Consider the following 17919-nt stretch of genomic DNA (forward strand, 5'->3'; position numbering starts at 1 on the left):
CTAGACCGGTGCCGTGGCCGCCTGCGCGGCCATCTGGCGCCCGAAGCCGATGCTCTCGGAGATGCCGCGGTCCTCGGGGTAGTAGTAGGACGTGTCGGCCACCCACAGGCCGCGCACGGGCAGCTGCACGGGCGGCAGGCTGTCCAGGTAGTTGGGCGGGCAGATGGGCTGGGCGTAGCGGTAGCGGCTGGCGCGCAGGGCCAGGAAGTCGCTGTCCTGCAGCTTCGGGTTGATGGCCTTCAGGTAGCGGCGCACCTTGTCGAGGAAGGCCGCGTCGGGCTCTGCGAACTTGGGATGCTTGCCGGGCATGTAGAACGGCACGTACACCACCGACTCCGCCAGCGGGCGCAGGTTGCTGTATTCGACCAGGCCGGGAATGTCCATGTCCGGATCGTTCACGTTGAGCCAGAAGTTCTCGGTCAGCGGCTGGCGCAGCTTGGCGATCACGCAGACCACGGCGATGTTCTGCAGCGCGCCGTACTGCGCCAGCAGCGCGGGCGGCAGGTCGGGCATGGTGCGCGGCACGTAGGGCAGGGGGATGGTGCTCACCACCTTGTCGAAGGCCTCGAAGCCCTGCGCCGTTTCCACGCCCTGCACGCGCGTGGCGTCCATGCGCACGCGGGTGACGGGCGTGGACAGGCGGATCTCGCCGCCGTGGCGCTGGATGTCGGCCACCATGCCGTCCAGCAGCGTGGCCGAGCCGCCGTCGAGGTGGCCGAGCTTTTCGCGCATCAGGCTGTAGCGCGAGCGGCCGATGCGGCGGATGCGGCTCCAGATCCACGCGGCCGACAGGTTGCCGGCGTGGTCGTAGAACTTGTAGTCGAACAGGCGCCGCCACAGCACCTCGTAGGCCTCCTTGCCCACCCAGCGGCGGATCCAGCCCGTGGCCTCTTCGCCGTCGAGCGGCTTCCAGTCGGTGCGCTTCGTGGACAGGAACGCGTGCAGGCCGTAGCGGAACTTGGCGACCAGCCCCAGACCCTGAAAGCGCAGCAGCGCCACCGGGTTGCCCCAGGGCTGCAGGCGCTTTTGGAACCAGTAGCCCATGCGCGTGGCGCGCCAGCGCATCCGGTCCGAGAGCCCCAGCTCGTCGAGCATCTGCAGGAAGGCGTGGTCGGAGGTGCAGTGGAAGTGGTAGTAGCGCTCGATGGGCAGGCCGTCGAAGTCGAACATCGCGGTCATGCCACCCACGCGGTCGTCGGCCTCGAAGACCACGGGCCGGTGGCCGTCGCGCGCGAGCTGGTAGGCCACCGCCAGGCCCATGGGGCCGGCGCCCAGCACGGCGATGCGCTGGCCCGGCGCGGCGGCCGTGGATGCGGAAGGAGAGGGGGGGTGCGCACTCATCAGAACTCCAGCACCACGCGGCTGTATTCCGGGTGGTTGAAGGTTTCGTGGATGGCCTCGGCGAAGGGCGTGGCGCGCACACCGAAGATGCCGGGCCAGTCGATCACCTCGAACTCGTCGTGGGCCACCAGCGCCTTGAGCTGGGCGGCGGTGAACGGCGGGTCCTTGTCGAACAGCGCCCACACCTTGAGCAGCAGGTAGAAAAGGCCGTAGGGGATCTTCACGATCCAGGCGCCCGCGCCCGTGGCGGCCTTGATCTGGCGAATGATATCGATGTAGTCCACCTTCTCCAGCCCCGTGATGTTGAACACGCCGCCCACGCGGCGCTCCTCGATGCAGCGCACGATGATGCGGCAGAAGTCCGCCGCGTACAGCGGCTGGCGCATGTAGCGGCCGCTGCCCGGAATGGGGAACACCGGCACCTTGCGCATGAAGCGCGACAGCCAGCCCAGGTGCTTGCGGTCGAACCAGCCGAACATCAGCGTGGGCCGCAGCACCACGCAGGGAATGCCGCTGTCCAGTACCATCTTTTCCTGCGCGCGCTTGGTCTCGGTGTAGTGGTCCTGGGCGACCGACTCCACCACCGAGGAGCTGATGTGCACGGTCTGCGCGATGCGGTGGCGCTGGATCAGATCGAGGATGCGGCCGGTGGAGGTGAGGTTGTTGCGCACGAACGGGTCGGCCTGCGGCGCGCCGATCTGCGCCTGCAGCATGACCACCACGTCCGCGCCCTCGAAGTGGCGCTCCCACGCGCCGGGCTCGGCCAGGTCGGCGTCCTCGGCCACGATGTCGGGGTGCACCTGGCGCAGGATGGCGAGGTTGCTCGCGTGCTTGTCCAGCACGACGAGGTTGTGATAGCCGTGCAGCTTCAGGTGGGCCACGAGGTTCTGGCCCACGAGGCCGGCGCCTCCCGGCAGGATGATTTTGGCGTTTTTCATGGTGTTGGTTTTTCTCGGCGGGTTCGAGTCGCTCATTGCGGCGCCGGTATCTGCAGAGCCACCGAGCAGTCGGTGCCGGGTGCGGTCAGGGTCACGGCGGTGGGCAGCGCCTCGGGCGCGGCCTGCAGGTAGGCGGTGAAGGTCAGGTAGCGTGCGGGCGCATGGGGGCCACCCGGCGCACTCAGCTTGCGCCAGCGGTGGGGCACGCCCAGGCCCACCACGGTGCCATCGGGCGCGACGAGGCGCATCGAGGGCGGCGGCGCGTCGCCTTCGGAGGGCAGCAGTGCGCCGCTCACCGAGACGAAGCGCGGGTCGCCGGGCACGCGCTGCACCCAGTCCACGAAGGCCGTGCAGCGGGCGGGCGGCACGTCCGCGTGCGAGCCCAGGGCCGTGGCGGCGTCGGCGAGCGGTGGCTGGCCGAAGATCGAGTGGCCGTGCTGGCGGGCCTTGGCGACGATGCGCTCGCCCAGGGCCCGGTCCCAGATCAGCATGCCGATGCGCCGTTCGTCGTTCACGCCCATCGCCAGCGCCAGCGCGCCGGTCATGCGCAGGTGCGCGACATCGCTGCGCCGGGTCTCGCGCAGCTGCACCGACAGCATCTGCACCAGCACGACCACCAGCAGCACGGCGGCGCCGGCGCGCGCGAGGCCGCGCAGGGCCAGCACGCGCGGGGCGTACAGCACGCCCAGGGCGGCCCAGGCCATCATCGTGGGCGTGGTGTAGCGGCTGGCCAGCGAGCCCTCCATGCTGAACTGCAGCCGGCCGCTGGCGGTGGCGAAGGCGATGCCCGCTACGAAGGCCACGAAGGTGAGCAGCGACAGCTCCAGCGCGTGCGTGCGCGGGGCGCGCAGCGCGGGCACCAGGCGAGCCAGCGCCAGCACGGTGAACAGCACGCCGAAGGCCTGGCTGATCCACATCGTCTCCATCTTGCGCGCCAGGTGCTGGAACGGGCTGCCCAGGTATTGCAGCGTGTACTGCAGCAGGCCCAGCGGCCGGCTCTGCAGCATGGCCAGCAGGCCGGGGCGGGGCGTCGGCGCGGCGAAGTCCGCCATGTAAATGCCGATGCCTGCGGCGCCCAGCAGCGCCAGCAGCGCCACGCGGCGCCAGCCCATGCGCGCCACGGCGGCGTAGAGCGCCATCATCGGCAGCGCCATGATGCCGTTGGCCATGGTGCCGATGCTCAGCACGCCCAGGGCGCAGCCGCCGGCGAACCAGCGCTCGCCATGCCACCCCGTGCCCTGCGGCGCCTGCGTGGCGCGGTACAGGCAGTACAGCCCGGCCAGCGGCAGCCACTGGGCCAGGAAGAACTGGCTCTGGAACGCCCAGGTGAGGTTTTCCTGCTGCACCCACGACAGCAGCCAGACGGACAGCAGCGCCAGGGCCGCCACCGACGCCGTGCGGGTCATCGGCCCCAGGCGCGCCTTCAGGAATGCCCAGAAGGTGGCGATGCTGCCCGCCACCAGCAGGTAGTTGACCGCGATCAGGAAGGCCTGCGTGCCACCGAACCAGCGGTATTCCATCCAGAACAAGGCCTTGGACAGCACGATGCGGTGCTCGTTGAAGAGCCGCCACCAGGCCTGCCAGCCGGCGCCATCGCGCACATCGGCATAGAACTCCAGTGCGCCCCACATGTCCCAGATCGGCACGGACGTGAAGGTGCGCCAGGCCGCCACGGCCGTCACCAGGGCAAAGAGCGTGGCATAGCCCGCAAGGGCCACCGCCGCCCAGAGGCGGCGGCGTTCAGGGGTCCATGGCATGGGTCAGATGTCCATCTTGTGGAAGACCGCGCGCGGCAGGTTGCGGATCACGGCCATGATGAGCGCCCATTTCGCCGGGGCATAGACCACGGGCGTGCCGCGGGCCATGCCGCGCACCACCGCCTGGGCCACCTGCTCCACGCTGGCGAGCTTGGCGCCGCGCGCCTTGAGGTGCGCCGTCATCGGCGTGTCGGTGGGGCCCGGCTTGATGAGCACCACCTTCACGCCCGAGCCCGCCAGGCGGTGCTGCAGGCCTTCGGCGTAGCGCTCCACCAGGCCCTTGGCGGCGCCGTACACGTAGTTGGATTTGCGGCCGCGGTCGCCGGCCACCGAACCGATGATGCCGATCGTGCCCCGCCCCGCCACCTGCATCGCGCCGGCGAACGCCTCCGCGCACAGCGCGGGCGACAGGCCGTTGACGGCCATGGCCTGCTCGGCGCTGGCCAGATCGCCCTGGCACCGGGCCTGGTCGGGCAGGCTGCCGTGGGCGATGAGCACGGTGTCCGGCACACCCTGCGCCACCAGGTGCTGCACCAGCGCGGCGATGGAGGCCGCCTGCGTCACGTCGCCGGCCATCACGTCGATGCGGGCCTGGGGCTGGCGCACCTGCAGGTCGTCGGCCACGCCCTGCAGACGGGCCGCGTCGCGCCCCACGAGCACCACGCGGCCGATGCCGCCGGCCTGCAGCCATTGGCGCGCGCAGTGCTGCGCGATCAGCGAGGTGGCGCCGACGATCACGAGGGTCTGCCCTGCGTTGCTGGCGTTGTTGTTGTTCTGCATGTTGGCGGTGAGTTCGTTCTTGTCTTGGAGAAAAAGCCGCAGGTCAGTCGCCCATCAGGCGCCGCGACATCGCGGACCGGATGTTCGGGTCGCGGTACGGAAGGAATTGGGCGAGCTTCGGGTAGCCGGCCTCGAACAGGGCGCGCGGCATGCGCGCGTCCTTGGCGGGGTACAGGCGCCCGCCGGCCTCGGCCACGACGGCATCGAGCCGGTCGAACAGCCGCAGCGTGCGCTCGCCGAGGTTGGGAAAGTCGAGCGCCAGCGTGACGCCCGGCTGCGGAAAGCTCAGCAGGCCCACCGATTCGCGGTCGCCGAAGGTCTTGAGCACGCCCAGGAAGCTGCCCTGGCCCGACGCGGTGATCTCGCGCAGCAGGCCGCCGACGGCATCGGGGCCGTGCGGGCGGGGCACCACGCACTGGTACTGGTAGAAGCCCCGGCGGCCGTAGATGCGGTTCCATTCCTGCAGGTTGTCCAGCGGGTAGGAGAACGGTTCGTAGTGCTGCAGCGCGCGGCCGGCGCGGCGGCGGTTCAGGTGGTAGTACGCCGCGTTGAAGGGGCGCAGGCTCAGGCGGTTGACCAGCGAGACGGGCGGCGCGAACGGCACGGTGCGCTGGCGGTCCTTCGGGGTGGGGCCGTGCTGGGACTCGGGCGCGGCGGCATTGGCGCGCAGGAAGATACCGCGCGTGGCGCCGGCCCGGGCGCCCGAGAGGCAGTCGATCCACGAGACGGTGTGCTCCCAGCCCGCCTCGGAGGCATCGGCGAGGGCGAAGAACTCGCCCAGCGAGCCGTAGGGCAGGGTCTCGGTGTCCAGCCAGGGGCCGGGCACGCGCCGCAGCCGCAGCGTGGCCTGGGTGACCACGCCGGTCAGGCCCAGGCCGCCCACCGTGGCGGCGAACCAGTCGGGGTGCAACTGCGGGCCGCAGCGGATCGACAGCCCGTCGGTGCGCAGCAGCCGCAGTTCCTGCACGTGGTCGCCGAAGGAGCCATGCACATGGTGGTTCTTGCCGTGCACGTCGTTGGCGATGGCGCCGCCCACGGTGGCCAGCTGGGTGCCCGGGGTCACGGGCAGCATCCAGCCGCGCGGCACGAAGGTGCGCTGGATGTCGCGCAGCAGCATGCCGGCCTCGCAGGTCAGGTCGCCGGTGGCCTCGTCCCAGGCGATGAAGCGGTCCAGCCCGCGCAGCGACCACAGCGCGCCGCCGGGGTTCAGGCACACGTCGCCGTAGCTGCGGCCCATGCCGAACGCCAGCCCGTGCTGGCCGGGCTCGCGCGGCAGGTGCGCGAGCGGGCGCTCGGCCAGGATGCGCAGATCGTGGTCGTCGGCGCTCAGGCGGCCCCAGGAGCGCACGGCTACCACGGCAGTCCCAGGGCGGCGGCGACCATCGCCAGGCTGAACAGCGCGCCCGCGGCCAGGCTGGCGCGATCCTTGAAGGCGAAGACCAGCGGGTCGTCATGCATCTGCCCGCGCACCGCGCGCAGCCACATCCAGCTCACCCAGAACACCATCACGGGCACGGCGGCCCAGATCATCTCCGGCGCGCGGTACATCAGCAGCACCGATTCGCTGTTGAGGTACAGCGCCAGCACCACCACGGCCGTGTAGCCGGCGGCGATGCCCAGGTTCTGCACGATGGGTGCGTCCGAGGTGAGGTAGCCGCGCCCGTGCGCCTGCGTCTTGCCCGCGGCCTGCTGCACCATCAGCTCGGCATAGCGCTTGACGAAGGCCAGCGACAGGAAGAGAAAGCCCGAGAACGCCAGCAGCCAGAACGACAGCGGCTGCGTGATGGCGTAGGCGCCCGCCACGATGCGCAGCGTGTAGAGCACCGCGAGCGCGATGCAATCGACCAGCACCCAGCGCTTGAGCGCCAGCGAATACGCCCAGGTGATGGCGAAGTACCCCAGCAGCCAGCCGAAGAACCCCTGGCCCACCTGCCAGGCCAGCGCGAAGCTCGCCGCCGTGAGCACCGGCACCAGGGCCACGCCCTGCCAGGCGGCCAGCGCGCCCGAGGCGAAGGGCCGCAGGCGCTTGCGCGGGTGTCGGCGGTCGCTTTCCAGATCGAGCAGGTCGTTGGCCACGTAGACCGACGAGGCGCACAGGCTGAAGGCCAGGAAGGCCACCAGCAGCAGGCCCCAGGCCTCGCCGTCGGCCACGCGGTGGGCGGCCACCAGCGGCACGAACAGCAGCAGGTTCTTGAGCCACTGGTGCAGCCGCAGGGCCTTGCGCCAGGGCTTGAGGCCCGCGGGCTCGCGGGGAAAGCGTTCGACCACGTTGCCGTGCGCCTCGGCCCGCCGGGTGACGGCGCCCGAGGCATTGACCACGATGGCCGAGCGCGCGGCCTGCCACACCGGCACGTCCGCCTGCGAGTTGCCGGCGTAGTCGAAGCCGCGCTCGCCAAAGGCCTGCACCAGCGCGGCGGCCTTGGCCCGCCCGGCGAGGTTGGTGGCGCCATCGCTGGCCATGACTTGGTCGAAGCACCCCAGGTGGGCGGCGATGGCCTGCGCCACCGAGCGGTCGGAGGCCGTGCACAGCACGGTGCGCCGCCCGGCCGCGTGCTGGTTGCGCAGCCACTGCACGAAAGGCACGTTGTAGGGCAGCGTGGCCACGTCCATCTGCACCCGCTGCCCGATCTCCTGCTTGAGCGCCGCCTTGCCCCGCGCCAGCCACACGGGCAGGGCCAGCGCGCGCCACGGCCCGTCCCGCAGCAGTTGCAGCGACGATTCGTGCAGCATGTCCGTCAGGATGAGCGTGCCGTCCAGGTCCACCACCAGGGGCGGTTCCGAGGACGGGCCCGGGGTGGGCAGGGACGAATCAAGGGGCGGGCGCAAAAGAAACCTTTGGTGGAATGGCGTGATGGGGAGGCGCGGCGTATTGGTAACGCTCTGTGCGCAATGGCAACAGGACATTGTAAAAGCCGCCATCCACACCGCCGGCACCGCCGCCCCGGCGTTACACCCTGCCCGCACGGGTGTGGCGAAGATGCCGCAGCCCGCCCGCCACCCCCGCCGCGCTCAGCCTTGCAGCATGTACGACACGTCCGGTTCGCGCTGCGTGGCGATGAAGCGCTCGAACCGGCGCGATTCCAGGTGGAAGACCCCGACCCGGTCGTCGTCCTGGCTCACGAAGGCCCAGGGCCGGGTGGGATGCAGGCTGACCGCGATGGGGCGCGCATCCATGGGAATGTGGGCCTGCTCGGAGAGCGTCGCCGGGTCCACGATGGACAGGCTGCGGTCGCCGTAGTGGGACACCAGCAGCCGGCCGTCTCGGCAGCGGTAGATGCGCGTGGGATCGTTGCGCGCGGGTGCGCTGCGCACGACCTTCATGGTGGCCGTGTCGATGGCGCACAGCGTGTTGCTCCAGCGGCAGGTGACGTACAGCGTGCGCTCGTCGGCGCTGAGCGCGTTGCCTTCGGGCTTGTCGCCGGGCACGCAGGCCACGGGCGCGAACGCGGCGTCGTGCGGCTTGAACTGCGTCACCGAGTGCGTGAGCAGGTTCATCGCGTAGGCCGTCTGGCCGTCCCGGGTGAGCGCGAACAGATGGCTCTTGATGCCACCCACCGGCACCGCGCGCCGCACGGCGGTGTCGGTCTCGGGCCGGTCCAGCACGGCCAGTTGCGCGCGGTCCTCGCTCAGCACGTAGAGGCGGCCCGACTGGTCCATCTGGATGCCGTGCAGGCGGTTGAATGGCGCCAGGTCGATGGTGCGCGCCAGCGTGCGCGTGGCCAGGTCGATCTGCAGCACGCTGGTGCCGCCCGGGCCCGGGTGCCCCGAGGTCTCCACGCCGTAGTGGCCCACGTAGGCGTACCGCTGCGCCGCGTCCACCACGAATTCGTGCGGGAACGGGGGCAGGGCGATGGTGTGCAGCCGCTCGCCGCTGGCGATGTCGTAGTGGCTGATGCAGTGGCTCGATTTCTCGATCAGCAGCAGCACCTCGCGCGGCGCGCGCCCCGCCGGGGCCTGGGCGAGGACCGTGGCCGGCCCCAGGGTGGATGCGGCCAGCGAAAGGCCGGCGGTCTTCAGAAGCTCCCGACGTTGCATGGTGGTGGTCTCCCTTGGTGTGGATCGAACAGCGCCCTGGCGGTCGCGCGGCGGGCGCATCGCCGCTTTTTTTTGCGCGCTTTCAGCGCCCCCAGCGCAGCACCAGCGGATCGAGCCGCCGCGCGATGCCGATGAGCTGGCGGCGCACCTCGGGGTGCATCGGTGGCCAGGGCGCGCGCGGCGCCTCGCAGGCGATCACGCCGCCTTCCTTCATGAGCGCCTTGGCGGCCAGGAAGCCCGCCTGGCGGTTCTCGTGGTTGATGAGCGGCAGCCAGCGCTGGTAGTGGGCGAAGGCCGCGTCCGCATCGCCCTGCCGATGCGCCTCCAGGATGGGGCGGATGCCGTCGGCAAAGCCCGCGCCGGTCATGGCGCCGGTGGCGCCGGCCTCCAGGTCGGCCAGCAGGGTGATGGCTTCCTCGCCGTCCCACGGGCCTTCGATGGCCTCGCCGCCCAGGGCGATCAGCTCGCGCAGCTTCGTTGCGGCGCCGGCCGTCTCCATCTTGAAGTAGCACACCTGCTCGATCGTCGTCGCCATGTCGGCCAGGAAGGCGGGCGACAGCGGCGTGCCGGCCGCCGGTGCGTCCTGGACCATGATGGGAATGCCGATGGCGTCCGACACCCCCTGGTAGAAGGCGCGCACCGGCGCCTCGCCGAAGCGGAAGGTGGCGCCGTGGTAGGGCGGCATGACCATGACCATCGCCGCGCCCATGTCCTGCGCGCGACGGCTGCGGGCGGCGCAGACGGCGGTGCTGGTGTGTGTGGTGGTGACGATCACCGGCACGCGGCCGGCGACGTGTTCCAGCGCGGTGCGCGTCAGCACCTCGCGTTCGTCGTCCGACAGCAGGAACTGCTCGGAGAAATTGGCCAGGATGCACAGGCCGTCCACGCCCGAGTCGATCATGAAGTCCAGGCAGCGCCTCTGGCTGGCCAGGTCCAGCGTGCCGTCTTCGTGGAACGGGGTGGGCGCGACGGGGAAGATGCCGCGGTAGCGGGGGTGGGAGAGACTGGCCATGGGACGCCGCCTTACTCGATGATGTCGAACTGGTCGAGGTACTCGGTCTTGAGCGAAAGGCCCAGGCCCGGCACGTCGTCCTGGAGCTGCAGGAAGCCGTTCTCCGCGATGGGCTCGCCGTCGAAGAGGTACCAGAACAGCTCGTTGCCCACCTCCACGTCGAAGATGGGAAAGTACTCCGCCATGGGCGAGGCCAGCGTGCTCATGGTCAGGTGGTAGTTGTGCATCTGGCCCGCGTGCGGAATCACCGGCACGGAATGCGCCTCGCACAGCGCGTTGATCTTGTGCGCGGCGGTGATGCCGCCCACCCGGTTGGTGTCGTACTGCACGACGCTCACGGCTTTTTTGTCGAGCAGCTGCTTGAAGCCGTACAGGCCGAACTCGTGCTCGCCGCCCGAGATGGGGATGATGTTCATTGCGTTCAGTTCGGCATAGCCGTCGATGTCGTCGGCGATCACGGGTTCCTCCAGCCAGCGCGGCTCGAACTTCGCGAGTTTGGGCAGCATGCGCTTGGCGTATTCCAGGTTCCAGCCCATGTAGCACTCGAGCATCAGGTCGGTGTCGTAGCCGATGACTTCGCGGATGGCTTCGACCGACTTCAGGTTCTCCTGCACGCCGTGCTGCAGGTGCGCGGGGCCGTAGCCGAAGCGCATCTTGAAGGCCTTGAAGCCCTGGTCGAGGAAGGTTTGCGCCTCGTCCTGCATCGCCTTCAGGTCGGTGCGGTAGAGCTTGCTGTAGTAGCAGGGGATCTTCTCCTTGGTGCGGCCGCCCAGCAGCTTGAACACGGGCTTGTTCACGCTCTTGCCCAGGATGTCCCAGATCGCCAGGTCCACCGCCGAGATGGCGGCCATGGCCACGCCCTTGCGGCCCCAGGCGTGCGTGCTGCGGTACATGCGCTGCCACAGGTATTCGTAGTCCCACGGGTCCTGGCCGATGACCAGGGGCGCAAGATATTCGTCGATGATGGCCTTGGCGATCTTCGGCGCCAGCGCCACGTTGCCGAGGCCCACGATGCCGTCGTCGGTCTCGATCTCGACCACCGTCCAAGAATGGAAACGGAAGGTGCTCATGCTCTCGGCCGGCGAATACAGCAGGTCCATGGCGTTGGAGCAGAAGTGGCCCTGCGGCGGCACGGTCTGGCCCTTCCACTGGAACACACGGGCGCGGACGGATTGGATTTTCATGGTGGTGTCTCTGAATGGTGGGAAGGGGGTCAGGCGGCGGCCAGCGCCTTGGCGCGCTGCGCGCTGCCCATGCGGCAGGCGATCTGGAAGGCCTGCCAGGTCGCCTCGGCGCTGGCCCGGCCCTGGCCGGCGATGTCGTAGGCCGTGCCGTGCGCGGGTGTGGTGATCGGGATCGGCAGGCCGCCCTGCACCGTGACCCCGCGCGAGAAGCCCAGCAGCTTGATCGCGATCTGGCCCTGGTCGTGGTACATGGTCACGATGGCCTGGTACTCGCCGGCCTGCGCCTTCAGGAAGATGGTGTCGGCCGGAAACGGGCCGTGAAAAGGCGCTGGCGTGGGCCAGTCGCGTGCCTGCAGCGCCTGCACGGCAGGCACGATGGTGTCGATCTCCTCGCGCCCGCACACGCCGCCGTCGCCGCCGTGCGGGTTGAAGGCGGCAATGGCCACCTTCGGTGCCGCCACGCCGCTGGCGAGCAGCGAGCGGTAGATCAGCTCGGCCGCCTGCTGGATGCGCTCCACGCTCAGGTAGCTCGCCACGTCCTTGAGCGGCACGTGTGAGGAGATGCGCGAGGTCCACAGGTCGCCCAGCGTGTTGAACTCGCAGAAGTAGCCGGTCACGCCCAGGTGCTGCGCGAAGTGGTGCAGCTCGTCCTCGTGCTGCATGCCGCCGATCTTCATGGCCTGCTTGTTCAGCGGCGCAAAGCAGATGGCGTCGATGTCGCCGGCCAGCGCCGCATCCATGCAGCGGTCCAGCACCTGCAGCACCGAGCGGCCCCCGGCCGCCCCGGCGCGGCTGCGCTGCACGTCGGCCGCGGCCACCGTGTCCAGGGCCAGGAAGGCGGGCCGGGCGGTGCCGGCGCGGCCCCGCACATCGGCCAGCGCGCCTACGGCATCGGTCGCCACCTGCACGCCGGCGATGCGCTGGCCGTCCTCCCACAGCCAGGGGTCGCCCACCAGCACGGTGTTGGCCCGCTGCGCGGTTTCGGGCCTGGCCAGCAGGCGGGCGATGAGTTCGGGGCCGATGCCGGCGGGGTCGCCGAGCGTGAGGGCCACCACGGGGCGGTCTTGCGTGTTCATGGGCGGCTTGTCCTGCTAGTCGATGCGGATGTTGTTCTTGCGGATGAGGTCGCCGTAGCGCTTGAACTCGGCGTTCTGGAAGGCGATGAACTCGGCCTGCGAGATCGGCTTGAGTTCGGCCCCGACGGCGCCCAGGCGGGTCTGTGTCTCGGGCATGGCCAGCACCTCGTTCACCGCGTCGTGCACCTTCTGCTGCACCGCCTTGGGCGTGGCGGCGGGCATGTAAATGCCGTACCAGGCGCTGATGTCCACCTGCGGCAGGCCGGCCTCGGCCATGGTGGGCACCTGCGGCAGCTGCGGGTTGCGCTGCGGCGTGGTCACGGCCAGGGCGCGCATCTTGGCGGACTTGATCTGGCCCAGCACCGAGGGCATGGTGTCGAAGCTCATCTGCACCTGGCCGCCCACCAAGTCGACCAGCGCGGTGCCGCTGCCCTTGTACGGCACGTGCATCAGGTCGATGCCGGCCGCGTCCTTGAACATCTCGGCCGCGATGTGCTGGGTGCTGCCCGCGCCGCTGCTGGCGAAGTTGATGGTGCCGGGCGCTTTCTTCGCCAGGGCCACCAGCTCCTTGACCGACTGCGCGGGCAGGGCGTTGGTCACCACCAGCACGTTGGGCACCGCGCCCACGAACGCCACCGGCACCAGATCGCGGTTGTTGTCGTAGGCCAGCTTCAAGAGGTGCGGGGCAATGGCGTGCGCGGTGACCACGCCCATCACCATCGTGTGGCCGTCGGTGGACTTGGCGGTGGCATCGGCCGCCAGCGTGTTGGAGGCTCCCGGGCGGTTTTCCACCACCGTGGGTTGCTTGAGCAGCGGGCCCAGCCGGTCGGCCACGGCGCGGGCCATGGCGTCGGTGCCGCCGCCGGGGGCCGAGCCCACCAGGATGCGGACGGGCCGGGTCGGCCAGTCCTGGGCGCTGGCGCCCAGGGGGATGAGGACGGCGGCGGCCAGAGCCAGGCCGGGCAGGGGGATGCGGCACCACATGGTTTGTCTCCTGTTGTATGCATGCCCATGGACCGGGCATTGAGGGGCATCCTAGGGCGCGGCCTGCGGGCCGTAAATTGAAATGAAATGATGGATTGATACCCATTGGTTATCGTTTCCGGTCGCGTCTTGATGCCACCGGAATGGGGGCCTGCGGTTGAATGCCCCGCGCGCGGCTCACTAAACTCGGCGCTGCTCCCTCCCCACCGGATTCCCACCCTCCATGCACCGACTGCCCTGGCCCCTGCCCGCCCTCCTGGCCTGGGCCGCCGCATGGCTGGCGTACCTGGGCCTTCAGGGCCGGATGGCGCCGGTGGCGGCGCTGATCGCGGCCTGCGCCGTGGGCACCGCGGCCAGCGTGCTCGGCACGGGCTGGTGGCGCCGCGGGCTGATCGCGGCGGGGTTTCCGCTGTCGCTGGCGCTGTCCGGCGCGGCCAGCGTGCCGGCCTGGGCCTGGCTGGTGCCGCTCGCGCTGCTGCTGCTGGTGTACCCGCTCAACGCCTGGCGCGATGCGCCCCTGTTTCCCACGCCGCACGATGCGCTGCTCGGCCTGGCCCGCGCGGTGGCGCTCCCGGCGGGCGCGCGGGTGCTGGACGCCGGCTGCGGCCTGGGCGACGGCCTGCTCGCCCTGCGCCGCGCCTACCCGCAGGCGCGGCTGGCGGGCGTGGAGTGGAGCCGGCCGCTGCGCCTGCTGTGCTCGCTGCGCTGCCCGTGGGCCGAGGTGCGTCGGGGCGACCTGTGGCGCGCCGACTGGAGCGGCTGCACGATGGTGTATTTGTTCCAGCGCCCCGAGAGCATGGCCCGCGCCGCGGCCAAGGCGCAGGCGGAAATGGCGCCGGGCACCTGGCTGGTCAGCCTGGCGTTCGAGGTGCCGGGGGCCACGCCACATGCCCGCCTGCAGCCGGACGGCGGGCATGCGGTGTGGATCTACCGCATGGGCGCCGCGCCGGTGGCCAGCTGCCCGGCCGCGGCGCTATGATCCGTCGCCGCCCCTGGCAGGCCGGGCGTTCCGGCCGACGCCCTTGCTCGCGCCCTTTCGCCGCAAGGTGGCGTCTCCACCCTTTTCCCTGAGAGGTACCCTCCAATGTCCAAGAAGACCTTGCCACTGCTGGCCGCCGCCTGTGCCGCCGTCCTGCTGACGGGCTGCGAAACCACCAACATGAAGATGGGCAGCGCCGAGTCCAAGACGGTCGCCACCGGCGCGGCCGCCGGCGGTGCCACGGCCAACGAAAGCAGCGACCTGCAAAAGTGCGCTTCGCCCCTGGGCACCGTGTCGCTGGTGGAAAACCAGCAGGCCGGCTGGTACACCATCCTGCGCAACGAATACCGCCTGCCGCCCACGGCCAACCTGCTGCGCCTGCTGATCCAGCAATCGAACTGCTTCATCGTGGTGGAGCGCAGCGCCTCGGGCATGACGGCCATGGACCGCGAGCGCGCGCTCATGCAGTCCGGCGAAATGCGCGGCGGCAGCAACTTCGGCAAGGGCCAGATGGTCGCCTCCGACTACGGCCTGTCGCCCGAGATCGTGTTCTCCAACAGCGATGCCGGCGGCATCGGCGGCGTGCTGGGCGGCCTCATCGGCGGCGGCAGCGGCCGGGCCATCGGCGCCCTGGGCGGCGGGCTCAAGACGCGCGAGGCCAGCGCCATGCTGACCCTGGTGGACAACCGCTCGGGCGTGCAGATCTCGGCCTCCGAGGGCAGCGCCTCCAAGAGCGATTTCGCCGGCTTCGGCAGCCTGTTCGGCGGCTCGGCCGGCGGCTCGCTGGGCGGCTACCAGAACACGGCGCAGGGCAAGGTGCTCACCGCCGCGTTCATGGACGCGTACAACCAGATGGTCGTGGCGCTGCGCAATTACAAGGCGCAAAGCGTGCAGGGCCAGGGCCTGGGCGGCGGCGGCCGCCTGGGCGTGGACGGCGGTGCCGCACCGTCGCAGACCCGTGCCGGCGTTCCCGCGCCGGCCGGGGCCCCGGCCGGCGCCCCTGCCATGTCGGTGCGCGAGGCGCAGGAGCGCCTGAACGCCCTGGGCTACAACGTGGGCACGCCCGATGGCGCTGCCGGCGCCCGCACGGCCACCGCGCTGCGCAACTTCCAAAAATCGAAGGGCCTGCCGATCACGGGCCGCGTGGACGCCGCCACGGCCGACGCGCTCTCGCACTGAAGCCAAAAGCGCGAAGGGGACCGCCGGCCCGCGCCTGCCCGTCCCCTTTTGCGCGGCGCCGGGCCTGGCCCCGGCGCCGCCATGCCACCCCGGTCACTGCCCCCCGATGGGCGCCACCGTGTTCCACAGCGCGGTGCAGTGGGCCGCCGAATCGATGGACGATGCCGGGAGGCTGCTGGGGCCGCCCGCGGTGCTCCATTGCGAAAGCGACGAGGTCAGGCCGGCATAGGGCGTCCAGGCCGTCGGCAGCTGCGCGCCGCTGGCGGCCTCCGGCGTCCATGGCGCCGGGCTGGCGGGGCTGTTCACGAAGCTCGCCCAGGCGGCGGCCATGGTCTGGGCCAGGGCCTGGTCGGCGGGCGGCGGTGGCTGGTTGCCGCGGGTGTACACCGAATAGGCCGTTCCCAGGGTGTTGAACACGTAGGGCAGTTCGTTGCCGTGGCAGACGTTGCCGTCCTTGCCCGGCGCGCAGGCCGCGACTTCCGTGGGCGGCTTGCCGGCGCTGTAGAGGTCGATCAGCGGCGGCTGGGCGAACAGGTAGCCGAAGGCCGGCAGCGCGGGGCTCGCCTGCGCGTTGCGGGCGGCTGCCCGGTTCGCCATGGCCAGGTTGCCGCAGCGGAACGCGAAGTCGTTGATCACGCTGGACAGCGTCGCCGCCGTGCCGTTCATGTAGCTCGGCGCGGGCAGGGTGGGCGCGCGGTACGGGAAGACCGGCTGACCCTGCACCGTGGTGCTGTAGCCCAGGATCGCCTTGGCATCGTCCGGCCAGACCTTCGGCACCAGCCCCCCGTTGAAGACCGGGGGATTGAGAGCCACCCCCAGCTTCAGGAACGCCAGGTTGGCGAAGACGGCGCCCTCGTCGCGGTTCACGCCGAAGACGAAGGGCTTGGGCGGCATCGAGGCCGTGGCGGACACCGCGTTGTAGCCGGCCAGGGGCTGGCCCACGATGACCTTGCCGTCCACGGTGGGCGACCAGGGCAGGCCATCGTTGACCTGAGGCGACGCCTGGGCCAGAAGCCCCACCAGCGGGCGCGTGGCGGCCTCGCGTTCGGCGGCGGTCAGGGCCTTGGGGTTGCCGGCCTTGCCCCGGGTGCCAAACAGCTGGCCCGCCTGGGCCGCGACGATCTGCGCCGGCGTGGCCTTCAGCAGGATGGGCTTCTTGGCAAGGCACCCGCCCACCTGGGTGCACAGGGCATCGCGGAACAGGCTTCCTATGCCTTGCGCCTGCGCGGGCGTGCGGTACACCGAGCCCACCGGGTTGCTCTCCATGATGGCGGCCTGAAAGCGCGTGGCGCTGTCCGGTGCCGAGAACAGGTGCAGCCCCGCCGACATGGCCCCGGCGCTCTCGCCCGCGACCGTCACCCGGGTGGCATCGCCCCCGAAGGCGCCGATGTACTTCTGCACCCAGTCCAGCGCCGCCTGCTGGTCCAGGATGCCGAAATTGCCCTGCAGCGGGCCCCCGACGGTGGGGTTTTCCACCGGGTTGTCGAGGGCCAGGAAGCCCAACGCCCCCAGGCGGTAGTTGATGGTGACGACCACCATGTCGCCCGCCGCCGCGAGGTACGAGCCGTCGTACAGGTTGCCCACCGTGGCGCCCTTGGCGCTGTCGTACAGCGGCAGGTAGCCGCTGCCCTCCACGAACGCGCCGCCGTGGATGAAGAACAGCACCGGCCGCTGGGGCTGCGCGCCGATGGCCGACTGCGGCGTGAAGACGTTCAGGTACAGGCAGTTCTCGCTCTGCGCGCTGGTGGGAAGGTTCGGCCGCGCGGCCTGCGGGCAGAACGGGCCGGCGGCCGTCTGCGCCACGTTGCTGCCGGCCGGGACGGTCGCCGCCGGGGGCTGGAACCGCGCGGCCGTCGCGTACTGGATGCCCAGGTAGGCGTTCACCGGCACCGACGCCGATGCGCCCGCAGGGGTGACGGGCGTCTGCAGCCCGCACAGCGTGGGCGCCGCGGGCGCGCCGGCGATGGTGACGGTGGTGCCGCTCGCGCAGGCCGGTGCCGTGGCGGCCGCGGCCATGTTCGGAGCGCCCAGGCACAGCAGGGCAGGGGCCGCCAGCGCCAGCAGGGCGCGTCGGGCGGAAGGGGGTCGTTGCATGGAAATCTCCCTCTCTTGTTCGATGGATCGGTGTGTCGCGCCCCCCGGGCGGGGGGCAGGTCCATTCTTGGAGAAAGCACGGGCCCCGGGCCGCCGCAGCGCCTGAAGCCTTCTGAATCGTTCTGGAGTGGCGGTGCCGGCCCAGGGTGCCGCGTGCAAGGCGTTACCTGCGGTCACAGCTCCTTGGAATCCTTGGCCTGGCCTGTCATGTTTGCTATTGAAATAATAGCTATCAAGGCATGTTTCACTAGGGCGTACGGCCTGAAAGGCTTGCAGTCGATCTATACTCCCGCCCGTTGGTGCTCGCGCGGTCATTGCGACCGCGCAGTTAAACGGGAACCAGGGAGGGCGCATGCGGCACGCAGCGCGCCCCAACCTGGGCTGCCCCCGCAACGGTAAGCGAAAGAAGGCCTCGCCTTCACCCCGTGGATCGCGCCCACTGGATGCCCCCGGCATCTGGGAAGGGCCCACGGGTTTTCGCCAGCCCGGAGACCGGCCGACAGGGGGCCGCGCGCTCCAAGGCTCAGGCCTTGGAGCGCGCGGCCCATTTCACGGAACCT

General features: G+C 70.7%; 14 protein-coding genes and 1 riboswitch. Of the genes, 2 read left to right on the top strand and 12 right to left on the bottom strand.

Translation table 11 applies throughout. From position 1 onward, the window contains the following. The 11 genes from AVTE2539_RS09730 to AVTE2539_RS09780 all read right to left on the bottom strand — a co-directional run bounded on the left by AVTE2539_RS09730 (window position 1) and on the right by AVTE2539_RS09780 (window position 13107). The gene (locus AVTE2539_RS09730; protein WP_284410104.1) at window positions 1-1341 is read right to left on the bottom strand and encodes an NAD(P)/FAD-dependent oxidoreductase; all 1341 of its coding nucleotides are present in this window, start codon (window positions 1339-1341) and stop codon (window positions 1-3) included. Next, complete coding sequence (locus tag AVTE2539_RS09735) at window positions 1341-2279, bottom strand: NAD-dependent epimerase/dehydratase family protein (RefSeq protein WP_284410108.1); 939 nt, start codon at window positions 2277-2279, stop codon at window positions 1341-1343. Before AVTE2539_RS09735 ends, AVTE2539_RS09730 begins: the two co-directional genes overlap by 1 nt. Window positions 2280-2311: 32 nt before the next feature. Beyond that, on the bottom strand, window positions 2312-4036 hold the full coding sequence (locus tag AVTE2539_RS09740; RefSeq protein WP_284410110.1) for a hypothetical protein: 1725 nt from the start codon (window positions 4034-4036) through the stop codon (window positions 2312-2314). Window positions 4037-4039: 3 nt separating this feature from the next. After that, complete coding sequence (locus AVTE2539_RS09745) at window positions 4040-4816, bottom strand: SDR family NAD(P)-dependent oxidoreductase (RefSeq protein WP_284410112.1); 777 nt, start codon at window positions 4814-4816, stop codon at window positions 4040-4042. 43 nt (window positions 4817-4859) lie between these two features. Further along, window positions 4860-6173: an FAD-binding oxidoreductase gene (locus AVTE2539_RS09750; RefSeq protein ID WP_284410114.1), complete on the bottom strand. Its 1314-nt coding sequence runs from the start codon at window positions 6171-6173 to the stop codon at window positions 4860-4862. Continuing rightward, window positions 6167-7642 carry a UbiA family prenyltransferase gene (locus AVTE2539_RS09755; protein ID WP_284410117.1) on the bottom strand — a complete coding sequence of 492 codons (1476 nt, stop codon included), beginning with the start codon at window positions 7640-7642 and terminating at the stop codon, window positions 6167-6169. The genes AVTE2539_RS09750 and AVTE2539_RS09755 overlap by 7 nt, the downstream gene beginning before the upstream one ends. 183 nt (window positions 7643-7825) lie before the next feature. Beyond that, a complete protein-coding gene (locus AVTE2539_RS09760) occupies window positions 7826-8851 on the bottom strand; it encodes a YncE family protein (protein WP_284410119.1) in 1026 nt (341 codons plus the stop codon). Window positions 8852-8933: 82 nt separating this feature from the next. After that, the gene (locus AVTE2539_RS09765) at window positions 8934-9863 is read right to left on the bottom strand and encodes a dihydrodipicolinate synthase family protein (RefSeq protein WP_284405576.1); all 930 of its coding nucleotides are present in this window, start codon (window positions 9861-9863) and stop codon (window positions 8934-8936) included. An 11-nt stretch (window positions 9864-9874) separates the two neighbouring features. Then, on the bottom strand, window positions 9875-11047 hold the full coding sequence (locus AVTE2539_RS09770) for an L-rhamnonate dehydratase (RefSeq protein WP_284410121.1): 1173 nt from the start codon (window positions 11045-11047) through the stop codon (window positions 9875-9877). A gap of 29 nt (window positions 11048-11076) precedes the next feature. Then, on the bottom strand, window positions 11077-12123 hold the full coding sequence (locus AVTE2539_RS09775; RefSeq protein ID WP_284410124.1) for a 4-hydroxythreonine-4-phosphate dehydrogenase PdxA: 1047 nt from the start codon (window positions 12121-12123) through the stop codon (window positions 11077-11079). 15 nt (window positions 12124-12138) lie between these two features. Next, complete coding sequence (locus AVTE2539_RS09780; protein ID WP_284410125.1) at window positions 12139-13107, bottom strand: Bug family tripartite tricarboxylate transporter substrate binding protein; 969 nt, start codon at window positions 13105-13107, stop codon at window positions 12139-12141. Window positions 13108-13330: 223 nt separating this feature from the next. Here AVTE2539_RS09780 and AVTE2539_RS09785 point away from each other — a divergent pair, with 223 nt between their 5' ends. Beyond that, on the top strand, window positions 13331-14086 hold the full coding sequence (locus AVTE2539_RS09785) for a class I SAM-dependent methyltransferase (protein WP_284410126.1): 756 nt from the start codon (window positions 13331-13333) through the stop codon (window positions 14084-14086). A 105-nt stretch (window positions 14087-14191) separates the two neighbouring features. Next, the gene (locus AVTE2539_RS09790) at window positions 14192-15265 is read left to right on the top strand and encodes a peptidoglycan-binding domain-containing protein (RefSeq protein ID WP_284410128.1); all 1074 of its coding nucleotides are present in this window, start codon (window positions 14192-14194) and stop codon (window positions 15263-15265) included. A gap of 93 nt (window positions 15266-15358) precedes the next feature. Here the strand turns inward: AVTE2539_RS09790 and AVTE2539_RS09795 are convergent, their stop codons facing one another. Next, window positions 15359-17359: a carboxylesterase family protein gene (locus tag AVTE2539_RS09795; RefSeq protein WP_284410129.1), complete on the bottom strand. Its 2001-nt coding sequence runs from the start codon at window positions 17357-17359 to the stop codon at window positions 15359-15361. 280 nt (window positions 17360-17639) lie between these two features. Continuing rightward, a riboswitch (cobalamin riboswitch) is annotated at window positions 17640-17874 on the top strand. The last annotated feature ends 45 nt before the right edge of the window (window positions 17875-17919 follow it).

Origin of the sequence: Acidovorax sp. SUPP2539 (genome assembly GCF_030158975.1) — a bacterium.
In the GTDB taxonomy this organism is placed as follows: domain Bacteria; phylum Pseudomonadota; class Gammaproteobacteria; order Burkholderiales; family Burkholderiaceae_C; genus Paracidovorax.

Coding starts and splice junctions, on each gene's coding strand:
- AVTE2539_RS09730 (WP_284410104.1), bottom strand. CDS start 1,341: ATGAGTGCGCACCCCCCCTCTCCTTCCGCATCCACGGCCGCCGCGCCG.
- AVTE2539_RS09735 (WP_284410108.1), bottom strand. CDS start 2,279: ATGAAAAACGCCAAAATCATCCTGCCGGGAGGCGCCGGCCTCGTGGGC.
- AVTE2539_RS09740 (WP_284410110.1), bottom strand. CDS start 4,036: ATGCCATGGACCCCTGAACGCCGCCGCCTCTGGGCGGCGGTGGCCCTT.
- AVTE2539_RS09745 (WP_284410112.1), bottom strand. CDS start 4,816: ATGCAGAACAACAACAACGCCAGCAACGCAGGGCAGACCCTCGTGATC.
- AVTE2539_RS09760 (WP_284410119.1), bottom strand. CDS start 8,851: ATGCAACGTCGGGAGCTTCTGAAGACCGCCGGCCTTTCGCTGGCCGCA.
- AVTE2539_RS09765 (WP_284405576.1), bottom strand. CDS start 9,863: ATGGCCAGTCTCTCCCACCCCCGCTACCGCGGCATCTTCCCCGTCGCG.
- AVTE2539_RS09770 (WP_284410121.1), bottom strand. CDS start 11,047: ATGAAAATCCAATCCGTCCGCGCCCGTGTGTTCCAGTGGAAGGGCCAG.
- AVTE2539_RS09775 (WP_284410124.1), bottom strand. CDS start 12,123: ATGAACACGCAAGACCGCCCCGTGGTGGCCCTCACGCTCGGCGACCCC.
- AVTE2539_RS09780 (WP_284410125.1), bottom strand. CDS start 13,107: ATGTGGTGCCGCATCCCCCTGCCCGGCCTGGCTCTGGCCGCCGCCGTC.
- AVTE2539_RS09785 (WP_284410126.1), top strand. CDS start 13,331: ATGCACCGACTGCCCTGGCCCCTGCCCGCCCTCCTGGCCTGGGCCGCC.
- AVTE2539_RS09790 (WP_284410128.1), top strand. CDS start 14,192: ATGTCCAAGAAGACCTTGCCACTGCTGGCCGCCGCCTGTGCCGCCGTC.
- AVTE2539_RS09795 (WP_284410129.1), bottom strand. CDS start 17,359: ATGCAACGACCCCCTTCCGCCCGACGCGCCCTGCTGGCGCTGGCGGCC.